The sequence below is a fragment of the Kitasatospora sp. NPDC056076 genome (genome assembly GCF_042266305.1).
GTDB lineage: Bacteria > Actinomycetota > Actinomycetes > Streptomycetales > Streptomycetaceae > Kitasatospora.
Genome location: NZ_JBHJWG010000020.1, coordinates 72,960 through 84,979, shown reverse-complemented (window position 1 = coordinate 84,979; position 12,020 = coordinate 72,960). Strand labels below are relative to the sequence as shown.

Here is a 12,020-nt window from a genome sequence, read left to right as displayed (position 1 = left end):
GCTCGGGGGGCGCGCCCCCCCGCCCGTGCGGCGCGTCCCGGCTCCGGGCGTCCGGCCCTCACCTACCGCCCCTTCGTGGGGGCGGTGCCGAAACGCCCCCCCGCACCCCTCTTTCGTTCGTTTCCGTGTCCGTTTCGGATCGATCTGCATCGATTCGCGTCGGCTCGGAGCGATTCTCAGCGATTCGGGACCGCCGAGGGGACCGCGAGCCATGACCGACCAGGACTTCCACCCGGGGCTCACCCCGGGACACCTGGGTGCGCCGGTGCTGGAGCCGGAGGGCCGTCCTCCGGGTGCGCCCCGGCCGCGCTCCGATGCGCCGGATCCGCACCGACGGCGTAACGGACTGGCCTGCGGACTCACCGCCTTCGCCCTGGTCGCCGTCTTCGGCGGGATCGGGCTCACCGGCTACACCTGGTTCCAGCACCAGCGCAAACCCGCGGCGGCCGCCGACTACGCGGGGCAGGGCAACGGCAGCGTCCAGGTCTCGGTGCCGGAGGGCGCGGGCCTGTCCCAGATCGCCTCCGCGCTGGTCCGCAACGGGGTGGTGGCCAGCTCGCTCGCCTTCACCCGGGCGGCGAAGGGCAGCGCGGCCGCCGCCGGGCGGATCCAGCCTGGCACGTACACCTTGAAGCAGAAGATGTCGGCCGCCGCCGCGCTGTCCGTCCTGATCGACCCGGCCAACGCCAACGGCCTCACCATTCCCGAGGGGTGGCGCGGCTACCAGATCTTCGCGGCGATCGACAAGAAGCTCAACCTCCCCGCGGGCACCACCCAGAAGGCCGCCCAGGACCAGGGCGCCGAACTCGGCCTCCCGGACTTCGCCAAGGGCAGCCCCGAGGGCTACCTGTTCCCGGCCACCTACGCCGTCACCGACGGGACCACCGCGCTGGACCTGTTGAAGCAGATGGTCGAGCGGGCGGGCAAGGAGTTCAGCCGGGACGACGCCAACGTCGTCGCGCAGAACCTCGGGCAGAGCCTGTACGGGCTGGTCACCGTCGCCAGCATGGTCCAGGGCGAGGCCGACAACACCGAGGACATGGGCAAGGTGGCCCGGGTCATCTACAACCGGTTGGCCAAGGGGATGCCGCTCCAGCTGGACTCCACCATCAACTACGCCCTCGGCCGCTCGACCCTGAACACCACGGTCACCGACACCAGGCTGGACTCCCCGTACAACACCTACCTGCACCCGGGCCTGCCGCCGTCGCCGATCTCCAACCCGGGCCGGCAGGCGATCATGGCGGCGCTGGACCCGACGCCGGGGGACTGGGTCTACTTCGTGACCGTGAAGCCCGGGGACACCCGCTTCACCGACAGCTTCGAGGTGCAGCAGAAGAACGTCGCCGAGTTCAACGCCGCCCGGGCGGCCAAGCCGAGCGCCCCGGACTCCCCCGCTCCGAACGCCGCCGCCACCCCCTCGACACCGGGCGCCGCCACCCCGTGACGGCCCCGTACGCCGAGCGTGAGGTCGCTCACTGACAGTGCGTCCGCCCGGGCGGGGGTACGGCTGCGGTACGGTAACGTCTCCTCCCAGGCGCTGCGCTAGCACGCCGGTTCGAGAATCAGCCGGGACCGCGTCGTCCCGGACGGCCGGTCCGATCCTCCGGTCGTCACCGTCGGTTAAGGGGATCAATGACCGATCTGGGTGGGGGCTACGGCCCCCAGGGCGAGCCGTGGCACCCCGGTGATCCCGGGTACGGCGGTCAGCAGCCGGTCCCCGGCCAGCAGGACGGCCAGTGGCAGCAGTACCCGCAGCAGGACCAGCACGGCCAGCAGCCGTACGGGGACGCGCAGCAGGGGTACCCGCAGCAGCAGATCCACAACGGCCACCCCCAGCAGATGATGCCGCCCCAGGGGTACCAGCAGCATGGCATGCCGCAGCAGGGGTACCCGCAGCAGCAGATGCCGCAGCAGGGCTTCGACCAGGGGTACCCGCAGCAGGGCATGGGCCAGCCCGGCATGGGTCAGCAGGGCATGGGTCAGCAGGGGCAGGTCTACCCGCAGCAGATGCAGCAGGGGATGCCCCCGCAGGGGTACGGGCAGCAGCAGATGCCGGTGCAGCAGCAGGGCATGCCGCAGCAGGTGCAGCAGGGGATGCAGCCGGGGATGCCCCAGCAGCAGGCCGGCATGCAGCAGGCCGGCATGCAGCAGGCCGGCATGCAGCAGGCGGGTGTGCAGCAGCCCGCTCCGCAGCAGGCCCGGCCGCGGCGCGCCCGCCCGGCCGTGGAGCCCGAGGCCGCCTCCGGTCCCGGCCCGGACGGCATCGACTGGGAGGCCGAGGCCGCCGCGCTGGAGTCCGGCGCCGATCCGGTCGGCGGCGCGCACGAACCCGCGGAGGGGGAGTGGGACGGCCGCGCCGCGGAGGAGCACCACGAGGGCGACCTCTACCTCGACGAGCACGCCGAGGCCGAGCAGAGCGGTTTCCTCGGGGAGCAGGACGACTCCCGCGAGGCGAAGAAGAAGCGCAAGGAGAGCGGCAAGAAGGCCGGCCGTCGCAACGGCGGCGCCTGCCTGGTGGTCGCCGTGGTGCTGCTGGGCCTGCTCGGCGGCGGGGGCTGGTGGGGCTACGGCTTCTACCAGGACCACTTCGGCCCGCCGCCGGACTTCACCGGCGAGGGCACCGGCTCCGTCCAGATCGAGGTCAAGCAGGGCGCGGTCGGCGGGCAGATCGGTGCCGCCCTCAAGGCCGCCGGTGTGGTCAAGAGCGTCGACGCCTTCACCAAGGCCTGTGACGCCGAGCCCAAGTGCACCACGATCCAGTACGGCTTCTACACCTTGAAGAAGGAGATGCCGGCCGCGGCCGCGGTCAAGGAACTGCTGGACCAGGCGGGCGGCGCGGCGATCGTGTTCCCGGAGGGCAAGAACTCCTCCGAGATCTACGCCACCATCGACAGCAAGTTGAAGCTCCAGAAGGGCACCACGGCGGGCGTCGCCAAGGCGCAGGTCAACGACCTCGGGCTGCCGGCGTACGCGAACGGCAACATCGAGGGCTTCCTCTGGCCGACCCGCTACAACATCGCCGACGGCATGAAGCCCGAGGACCTGCTCAAGCAGATGGTGAAGACCGCCACCGACAAGTACGCGAACCTCGACGGCCAGGCCTCCAAGGCGGGCCTCAAGAACGGCTACGAGGTGGTCATCGAGGCGAGCATCCTGCAGCGCGAGGGCAACAACCCGGGCGACTTCGCCAAGATGGCCAGGACCATCCAGAACCGGCTGGCCAGCGACGCCGTGCGCCACACGCTCGGCATGGACACCACGCTGCAGTACTCGCTGGGCCGCAAGGAGCTCACGTCGAAGGACATCAACGACGGGTCCAACAAGTTCAACACCTACATCAACCCGGGCCTGCCGCCGACGCCGATCTCCAACCCCGGTGACGAGGCGCTCAACGCGGTGCTCAACCCGGCGGACGGCAAGTGGCTGTACTTCATCGCGATGTCCCCGACCAACACCCTGTTCGCCGAGACGGACAAGGAGCACGCGGCCAACGTCGAGGCGTACTGCAAGGCAGCGGGCCAGGGCTTCGACAAGGTCGGCCTGCACTGCACCACGAAGTAGGCGGCACCACCGAGTAGCCGTCACCGCACCGTCGTTCACGGAGAGGCAGTGTTGACCAGCAAGCACCGGGCGGCCGTCCTCGGCTCGCCGATCGCCCACTCGCTCTCGCCCGACCTGCACCGGGCCGCCTTCGCGGCGCTCGGGCTGGACGGCTGGCACTACGACCGCTTCGAGGTCGACGAGGCCGCCCTGCCCGGGTTCCTCGCCGGGCTGGACGAGGCCGAGTGGGCGGGGCTGTCGCTGACCATGCCGTTGAAGCGGGCGATCATCCCGCTGCTGGACGAGGTCAGCGCCACGGCCCGGGCGGTGGACGCGGTGAACACCGTGGTGTTCACCGCCGACGGGCGGCGCACCGGGGACAACACCGACGTCCCCGGCCTGGTCAACGCGCTGCGCGAGCGCGGCATCGCCGAGGTGTCCGCCGCCGCCGTGCTGGGGGCCGGGGCCACCGCCTCCTCGGCGCTGGCCGCGCTGGCCCAGGTCTGCACCGGCGAGGTGACGGTCTACGTGCGCAGCGCCGAGCGGGCCCGGGAGATGGCCGAGCTGGGCGAGCGGCTCGGCGTGGCGGTGCGGACCGAGGACTGGGAGCGCGGAGCGGAGGCGCTGGAGCGGCCGCTGACCGTCTCCACCACCCCGGTCGGGGCGACCGACGGCTTCGCCGCGGGGCTGCCCACGGACCCGGGGGCGCTGTTCGACGTGCTGTACCACCCGTGGCCGACGGCGCTGGCCGCCGCCTGCGCCGCGCGCGGGGCGACCGTCCTCGGCGGACTGGACCTGCTGGTCCACCAGGCGGTGCTGCAGAGCGAGGCCTTCACCGGGCGGGCGCCCGGGCCGCTGGCGGCGATGCGCGGGGCGGGGGAGCGGGCGCTGGCCGGGGGCTGAGCCCCCGGGCCGGACGTGCCGCCGCGCGCGGCCGAATCGTTTCGTGGAGTGACCGGTTGCCGTCCGTCACGCGGACTGTGCCCCCGGGGGCTGCCGGGTCATGAAAGGATTCGGACAGAAGGCACGCTCGGGCGGGCCCCGGCGGTGCCGTGGGCCGGCCCGCTGATGAAGGAGCTCCGTTGGGTACGTTGCGCTGGCTGACGGCGGGGGAGTCGCACGGCCCCGCACTCGTCGCGACGCTGGAAGGCCTGCCCGCCGGTGTACCGGTCACCACCGACGTGGTGGCCGACGCGCTGGCGCGCCGCCGGCTCGGTTACGGCCGCGGGGCGCGGATGAAGTTCGAACAGGACGAGGTGACCTTCCTCGGCGGCGTCCGGCACGGCCTGACCATGGGCAGCCCGGTCGCGATCATGGTCGGCAACACCGAGTGGCCGAAGTGGGAGCAGGTCATGTCGGCCGACCCGGTCGACCCCGAGGTGCTGGCGGGCCTGGCCCGCAACGAGGCGCTGACCCGCCCCCGGCCCGGCCACGCCGACCTGGCCGGCATGCAGAAGTACTCGATCGAGGAGGCCCGGCCGATCCTGGAGCGCGCCAGCGCCCGGGAGACGGCCGCCCGGGTCGCGCTGGGCGCGGTCGCCCGTGCGTACCTGCGCGAGGTGGCCGGGATCGAGATCGTCAGCCACGTGGTCGAGCTGGCCGCCGCCAAGGCGCCGGCCGGCGTGCTGCCGCTGCCCTCGGACGAGGCCCGGCTGGACGCCGACCCGGTGCGCTGCCTGGACGCGGACGCGTCGAAGGCGATGGTCGCCGAGATCGACCAGGCCCACAAGGACGGTGACACCCTCGGCGGCGTGGTCGAGGTGCTCGCGTACGGCGTGCCGGTGGGCCTCGGCTCGCACGTGCACTGGGACCGCCGGCTGGACGCGCGGCTGGCCGCCGCGCTGATGGGCATCCAGGCGATCAAGGGCGTCGAGGTCGGCGACGGCTTCGACCTGGCCCGGGTCCCCGGGTCGCAGGCCCACGACGAGATCGTCCCGACCCCCGAGGGCGTCAAGCGCACCTCCGGCCGCTCCGGCGGCACCGAGGGCGGCCTGTCCACCGGCGAGGTGCTGCGGGTGCGGGCCGCGATGAAGCCGATCGCGACCGTGCCGCGGGCGCTGCAGACCCTGGACGTGCGCACCGGTGAGCCGGCGAAGGCGCACCACCAGCGTTCGGACGTCTGCGCGGTGCCGGCCGCCGGCATCGTCGCCGAGGCGATGGTCGCGCTGGTGCTGGCGGACGCGGTGAACGAGAAGTTCGGCGGCGACAACGTCTCCGAGACCCGCCGCAACGTCCAGGGCTACCTCGACAACCTGATCATCCGATGACGAAGCCCGTCGTGGTGCTGGTCGGCCCGCCCGGCAGTGGCAAGTCCACCGTCGGGCGGGTCCTGGCCGAGCGCCTGGGCGTCGGCTTCCGGGACACCGACGCCGACATCGAGGCGCTGGCCGGCAAGCCCATCCCGGAGATCTTCATCGACGAGGGCGAGCCGCACTTCCGCGAGCTGGAGGTCCGCGCCGTGCGCGCGGCCGCCGAGGGACACGACGGGGTGCTGGCGCTCGGCGGCGGCGCGGTGCTGGCCGAGGCCACCCGTGCGCTGCTGCGCGAGCTGCCGGTGGCCTTCCTGGAGGTCCCGCTGGGCGACGCGGTCAAGCGGGTCGGCCTGGACGCCCCGCGCCCGCTGCTGGCCGTCAACCCCCGGGCCCGCTGGCGCGAGCTGATGGAGGCCCGCCGCCCCCTCTACCTGGAGGTGGCCACCGCCGTCGTCGACACCGCCGACCGCACCCCCGAGCAGGTCGCGGACGCCGTACTGGAAGCACTGGAGCTGAACACCCCCCATGACTGACACCACCGTCAGGATTCACGTCGGCGGCAGCGCCGGCCACGACCCGTACGACGTGCTGATCGGGCACCAGCTGCTCGGCGAGCTGGCGCCGCTGATCGGGACCCGGGCCAAGCGGGTCGCGATCATCCACCCGGAGGCGCTGGCCGCCACCGCCGACGCCGTCCGCGAGGACCTGGCCGGCGAGGGGTACGAGGCGATCGCGCTCCAGGTGCCCAACGCCGAGGAGGCGAAGAGCGCCGAGGTCGCCGCGTACTGCTGGTCGGTGCTCGGCCAGACCGGCTTCACCCGCAGCGACGTCGTGGTCGGCCTCGGCGGCGGGGCCACCACCGACCTGGCCGGCTTCGTCGCGGCCACCTGGCTGCGCGGGGTGCGCTGGATCTCCATGCCCACCACGCTGCTCGGCATGGTCGACGCGGCCGTCGGCGGCAAGACCGGCATCAACATCGCCGAGGGCAAGAACATGGTCGGCGCCTTCCACCCGCCGGTGGGCGTGCTGGCCGACCTCGGCACCCTGGAGACCGTGCCCAAGCACGACTACGTCTCCGGCCTCGCCGAGGTCATCAAGTGCGGCTTCATCGCCGACCCGGCCATCCTCGACCTGATCGAGGCGGACCCGGAGGGCGCCAGGACGCCGGCCGGCCCGCACACCGTCGAGCTGATCCGCCGGGCCATCCAGGTCAAGGCCGACGTCGTCTCCGGGGACCTCAAGGAGTCCGGCCGGCGCGAGATCCTCAACTACGGCCACACCCTCGGCCACGCCATCGAGCGCAACGAGCGCTACAAGTGGCGGCACGGCGCGGCGATCTCCATCGGCATGGTCTTCGCCGCCGAACTCGGCCGCCTGGCGGGCCGGTTGGACGACGAGACGGCCGACCGCCACCGCACCGTGCTGGCCTCGGTCGGCCTGCCGCTGACGTACCGGGCGGACGCCTGGCCCAAGCTGCTGGACGCGATGAAGATCGACAAGAAGTCGCGCGGCGACCTGATCCGCTTCATCGTCCTGGACGGCCTGGGCAAGACCTCCGTGCTGGAGGGCCCCGACCCGTCGCTGCTGGTCGCCGCGTACGCGGAGGTCTCGGCGTGACCCGGGTGATGGTGCTCAACGGCCCCAACCTGGGCCGGCTGGGCAGCCGGGAGCCGGACGTCTACGGGGCCACCTCGTACGCCGGGCTGGTCGAGCGCTGCACCGCGCTCGGCAAGGAGTTCGGCTTCGAGGTCGAGGTGCACGAGACCAACTCCGAGCAGCAGATGGTGGAGTGGCTGCACGAGGCGGCCGACGGGCAGGTGCCCGTGGTGATCAACCCGGGCGCGTTCACCCACTACTCGTACGCGATGCGGGACGCCGCGGCGCAGCGCACCGCGCCGCTGATCGAGGTGCACATCTCCAACCCGTACGCGCGGGAGACCTTCCGGCACAACTCGGTGATCGCGGCGGTGGCCTCCGGCACCATCGCGGGCTTCGGGATCGGGTCCTACGAGCTGGCGCTGCGGGCGCTGGCGGAGCAGCTCGCCGCGCGCTGAGGAGCGGGGTGGCGGGGCCTTGGGGCACGGGTTTCGGGTGCCGTCGACGGTCGCTGAACGGCTGTGACGGGAACCGACCGGATTCGACGCGAGTTGACCTTGTGACGGGCGCGAGTTGGCCGACGGTTGACCCGAGTTGACGCCGGTCGACCACGAGCCGACCTGGGCCGAAACCGCCCGTGGCCGGGCGAGCAGGGCGCGTTCGGCGGCCCGGCGGCGGACTGTGCCCGCTGCCGGGCCGCCGTGTAATGTCCCCGCTGAGAGGTGTCGGGAGGTGCCGTGACGCAGTACGCCGGAGGCGGGGAGGTCCCGCCGCGTCCCGCCGCTCCGCCGGTGCCGCCGGTGGGCGGTGCGGGGGTGTCCCCGCCGGTCGTTCCGGCCCCGGTCGCCGCGCCCGCCGCGCCCGCCGCGACGCCTCCGCCGCCTCCGTCGCCGCCGCCCGCCGCGGTGTCCGTCACGGCTCCGGCCCCCGTCCCGAACCCCGTGCCGGTGCCGCTGCCGAACCCGGTGGCGGCGCCGAACCCCGTGTCCGTCCCCGCCGCGGCACCGCCGCCCGTGCCCCTCCCGGCCGGCGGCACCGGGCACTTCGTGCTGCCCGCCGGCACGCCCGTCCAGCTCCCCGCCCACCCCTCGCAGCGCCACACGCCCGCCGGCCCCATCGCCGTCCTGCTGATCGGCCCGGCCGGGGCGGGCAAGACCACCGTCGCCCGGTACTGGGCCGAGCGCCGGGGCACCCCGACCGCGCACATCAGCCTGGACGACGTCCGCGAGTGGGTGCAGTCCGGCTTCGCCAACCCGCAGGCCGGCTGGAACAACGCCTCCGAGGCCCAGTACCGGCTGGCCCGCCGGACCTGCGGCTTCGCCTGCCGCAACTACCTGGCCAACGGCATCTCCTGCATCATCGACGACGCCGTCTTCCCGGACCGCCCGGCGATCGGCCTCGGCGGCTGGAAGCGGCACATCGGCCCGGGCATGATCCCGGTGGTGCTGCTGCCCAGCCTGGACTCGGTGCTGCGCCGCAACGCCCGCCGCGGCGGCACCAGGCGGCTCGGCGACGAGGAGGTCGCGCGCATCCACGGGCGGATGGCCGGCTGGTACAACTCCGGACTGCCGATCATCGACAACTCGTACCTGGACGTCGCCGGTACGGCCGCCGAGCTGGACCGGGTCATCCTGGCCCGGCTGATGGGCATGCCGGTCCGCTGACCACGGGGTTCGGGCGCGGCCGGGGGCGGCTGAGATGATGGACGGGTCCTGCCAGAACCACCCGGGGAGCTGACGTCCGTGCCGGAAGGCCACATCATCCACCGCCTCGCCGGCCAGAACCGGAAGGCCTTCGGCGGCCGCCCGGTGCAGGTCTCCAGCCCGCAGGGCCGCTTCGCCGACGAGGCCAAGGCGCTCGACGGGCAGCTGCTCATCGGCGCGGAGGCCACCGGCAAGCACCTCTTCCTCGGCTTCGAGGAGAGCGGCTGGGTGCACATCCACCTCGGGCTCTACGGCGGCTTCACCTTCGGCACCGGCCCGGCGCCCGAGCCGGTCGGGCTGATCCGCCTGCGGCTGGCCAACGACGACGGCTACGCCGACCTGCGCGGCCCCAACACCTGCGCGCTGGTCACCGGGGCCGAGAAGGCCGCCGTCGCCGCCCGCCTCGGCCCCGACCCGCTGCGCGCCGACGCCGACCCGGAGGCCGCCTGGCGCCGGATATCGGGCAGCCGCACGACCGTCGCCGCGCTGCTGATGGACCAGAAGGTGCTGGCCGGGGTCGGCAACGTGTACCGCGCCGAGGTGCTGTTCCGCCACCACATCGCCCCGCACCGGGCCGGCCGCGACCTCACCCGCCGCGAGTGGGACGCGATCTGGGCCGACCTGGTCGACCTGATGCACCAGGGCGCCGCCGCCGGCCGGATCGACACCGTGCGCCCCGAACACACCCCCGAGGCGATGGGCCGCCCACCCCGGGTCGACGACCACGGCGGCGAGGTCTACGTCTACCGCCGCGCCGCGATGCCCTGCCTGGTCTGCGGCACGGAGGTGCGGACGGAGGCGCACGCGGCGCGCAACCTGTTCTGGTGCCCGACCTGCCAGGCGGCCTGAGGAGGATTCAGGCGCCAGGGACCACCCGACGCCGTAGGCTGGGCCCGGGCTGGTCGGAGGGAGCGCGCGGGTGGACGGCTACGAGGTGTCCAACAGCTTGTCGGGCGCGGTGGTGCACGGCAACGTGGTCCAGGGCGGGAACGTCACGGTCCAGCTGCCCCCGAAGCACCGAGTCCCGTACCAGGTCAGGCCGCCGCGGAAGAGCTTCGTCAACCGGGAGCGCGAACTCGCCGCGCTCACCGCCGCTTCGGGCGAGGCCGAGCGGGGCGGACCGGCCATCGTGGTGTTCACCGGCCTGGGCGGCGTCGGCAAGACCGAGCTGGTGGCCAAGTTCGCGATGGAGCAGGCGGAGCGCTTCCCGGGGGGTGTGCTCTACGCGGATCTCAAGGCCTACCGGCACCGCTCGGCGGTGGATCTGGCCGGGGTGCTGGAGGGCTTCCTCCGCGCTCTCGGGGTCCGCCCGCCGGACGCGGAGGCGGAGCGCTTCGGGGAGTTCCGGACGGTGACCGCCGAGCAGCGCTGCCTGGTCCTCCTGGACAACGCCGAGCACGCCGCCGAGGTGCGCGCCCTGCTGCCCTCCAGCGGGATGGTGGTGGTGGCGAGTCGGCGGCGGCTGGACGCGTTGCGGATGGACGGTGCCGAGGTGCGGCAGCTGGACCGCCTGGGCGCGACGGCCGCGGCCGCGCTGGTGCGGGGCTGGCTGAGCGCCGAGCGCGGCACCGACGACGAGGTGGCGGCACTGGTGGAGCGTTGCGACGGGCTGCCGATCGCGCTGAACGCGGTCGGCAGCCAGCTGCTGCGTCGGGGCCGGCTGTCGGTGGGTCAGGTGATCGCCGAACTGTCCCACCAGGAGGGCAGGTTGGCGGTGCTGGACAACGACGAGGGGAACCTGCGGGGAACGTACGACCCGGTGTACGAGCGGCTCTCGCCGCAGGGGCGGGCGCTCTACCACCTGATCGGTGTGCACCCGGGCCCGTTCGTGTCGGCCGAACTGGCGGCCGCGGTGGGCATCGAACGGGCGGAGGACGCCCTGGACGAGCTGTGTGCCGTCCACCTCCTGGACGTGGTCGTCGACCAGGGGGTGGACGACCGCTTCCAGGTCCACGAGGTGGTGCGCACCCACGCCTACCTCTGCGCCCGTGAACTGCCCGACCGCACCGAGCTGTTGGCGCGGGCGGTGGCGTACTACCGGGGCAGGGCGTCGGTGGCCGACCGGGCGACCGGGCCACGGCTCCGGTTGCAGGACCCGACCGGCGACGCCCTGCCCGGCTTCCGGTCCGGAGCGGACGCGCTGGAGTGGCTGCACGCGGAACGGGCGAACCTGCGAGCGGTGGTGAAGGCCGCGGCCGACCAGCAGTGGCACGACGAGGCGTGGTGGCTGTGCGAGTCGCTGTGGCCGCTCTACCACGGTCGGAAGCTCTACGAGGACTGGATCGCCACCCACCGGACCGGCATCGAGTCGGCCCGGTGGGCCAACAACCCGGACGCGGTGGTCCGGATGCACAACCAGTTGGCCCGGGCGCATTACGAGCGCCAGGACTTCCGGCTCGCCGCCGAGCAGTTGGCGCTCGCCACCGAGCAGGTGCCGCTGGTGGCCAACCGCCAGGTGGTGGGCGTGCTGTACGAGACGGACGGCCTGCTGTGCCTGGCCGACGGCCGGCCCGGTGACGCCGTCGAGCGGTTCACGCTGGCGCTGGAGGAGAACCGGGGCGATGCCCACGGCGAGATCGTGCAGAGCTACAACCTGGCGCAGGCCCTGATCGCCGACGGCCGCCCGGAGGAGGCGCTGGCCGTGCTCGCGGAGGCCGGTGCCCGGGCCGTGGACACGGACGACCGGGACATGCTGATGAAGCTGCCGCTGGTCCGCGCCCGGGCCCACCGCGCGCTCGGCCGGCTCGACCTGGCCGTCGCGGACGCGGGCGACTGCGTGCGGCGGGCCGAGGAACGCAAGGCGTACCCGAAGGAGGCCCAGGCGCACACCCTGCTGCTCGCCCTCGCCGAGGAGCTGGACGACCCGGAGTTGGCGGCGCGGAGCCGGGCCCGGCTGCGGGAGCTGGCCGGTTAGGCCCTGTCCGGG

General features: G+C 73.5%; 10 protein-coding genes. All 10 read left to right on the top strand.

The window, feature by feature from the left end:
- Nucleotides 1-211: 211 nt before the first annotated feature.
- The 10 genes from mltG (ACFC1T_RS18920) to ACFC1T_RS18875 all read left to right on the top strand — a co-directional run bounded on the left by mltG (ACFC1T_RS18920) (nucleotide 212) and on the right by ACFC1T_RS18875 (nucleotide 12,008).
- Nucleotides 212-1,447 (top strand): endolytic transglycosylase MltG, encoded by a 1,236-nt coding sequence (gene mltG / locus ACFC1T_RS18920; RefSeq protein ID WP_375889979.1) that lies wholly within the window; start codon nucleotides 212-214, stop codon nucleotides 1,445-1,447.
- A 188-nt stretch (nucleotides 1,448-1,635) separates the two neighbouring features.
- The gene (gene mltG, locus ACFC1T_RS18915; protein WP_375889977.1) at nucleotides 1,636-3,564 is read left to right on the top strand and encodes an endolytic transglycosylase MltG; all 1,929 of its coding nucleotides are present in this window, start codon (nucleotides 1,636-1,638) and stop codon (nucleotides 3,562-3,564) included.
- Between the two features lie 51 nt (nucleotides 3,565-3,615).
- A complete protein-coding gene (locus ACFC1T_RS18910; RefSeq protein WP_375889975.1) occupies nucleotides 3,616-4,446 on the top strand; it encodes a shikimate dehydrogenase in 831 nt (276 codons plus the stop codon).
- 179 nt (nucleotides 4,447-4,625) lie between these two features.
- Entirely contained in the window at nucleotides 4,626-5,810 is a 1,185-nt protein-coding gene (gene aroC / locus ACFC1T_RS18905) for a chorismate synthase (protein WP_375889974.1), read from the top strand.
- The gene (locus ACFC1T_RS18900; protein WP_375889973.1) at nucleotides 5,807-6,328 is read left to right on the top strand and encodes a shikimate kinase; all 522 of its coding nucleotides are present in this window, start codon (nucleotides 5,807-5,809) and stop codon (nucleotides 6,326-6,328) included. The genes aroC and ACFC1T_RS18900 overlap by 4 nt, the downstream gene beginning before the upstream one ends.
- Nucleotides 6,321-7,412, top strand: a complete 1,092-nt coding sequence (aroB, locus tag ACFC1T_RS18895; RefSeq protein ID WP_375889972.1) for a 3-dehydroquinate synthase — start codon at nucleotides 6,321-6,323, stop codon at nucleotides 7,410-7,412. Before ACFC1T_RS18900 ends, aroB begins: the two co-directional genes overlap by 8 nt.
- An 8-nt stretch (nucleotides 7,413-7,420) precedes the next feature.
- Complete coding sequence (gene aroQ, locus ACFC1T_RS18890; protein ID WP_375890060.1) at nucleotides 7,421-7,849, top strand: type II 3-dehydroquinate dehydratase; 429 nt, start codon at nucleotides 7,421-7,423, stop codon at nucleotides 7,847-7,849.
- Between the two features lie 279 nt (nucleotides 7,850-8,128).
- Complete coding sequence (locus tag ACFC1T_RS18885) at nucleotides 8,129-9,055, top strand: AAA family ATPase (RefSeq protein ID WP_375889971.1); 927 nt, start codon at nucleotides 8,129-8,131, stop codon at nucleotides 9,053-9,055.
- Between the two features lie 78 nt (nucleotides 9,056-9,133).
- On the top strand, nucleotides 9,134-9,943 hold the full coding sequence (locus ACFC1T_RS18880) for an Fpg/Nei family DNA glycosylase (RefSeq protein WP_375889969.1): 810 nt from the start codon (nucleotides 9,134-9,136) through the stop codon (nucleotides 9,941-9,943).
- 70 nt (nucleotides 9,944-10,013) lie between these two features.
- On the top strand, nucleotides 10,014-12,008 hold the full coding sequence (locus ACFC1T_RS18875) for an AAA family ATPase (RefSeq protein ID WP_375889967.1): 1,995 nt from the start codon (nucleotides 10,014-10,016) through the stop codon (nucleotides 12,006-12,008).
- Nucleotides 12,009-12,020 lie beyond the last annotated feature (12 nt).

Excerpts from the sequence above, each read along its gene's own strand:
- mltG (WP_375889979.1), top strand. The coding sequence starts at position 212 with ATGACCGACCAGGACTTCCACCCGGGGCTCACCCCGGGACACCTGGGT.
- mltG (WP_375889977.1), top strand. The coding sequence starts at position 1,636 with ATGACCGATCTGGGTGGGGGCTACGGCCCCCAGGGCGAGCCGTGGCAC.
- ACFC1T_RS18900 (WP_375889973.1), top strand. The coding sequence starts at position 5,807 with ATGACGAAGCCCGTCGTGGTGCTGGTCGGCCCGCCCGGCAGTGGCAAG.
- aroB (WP_375889972.1), top strand. The coding sequence starts at position 6,321 with ATGACTGACACCACCGTCAGGATTCACGTCGGCGGCAGCGCCGGCCAC.
- aroQ (WP_375890060.1), top strand. The coding sequence starts at position 7,421 with ATGGTGCTCAACGGCCCCAACCTGGGCCGGCTGGGCAGCCGGGAGCCG.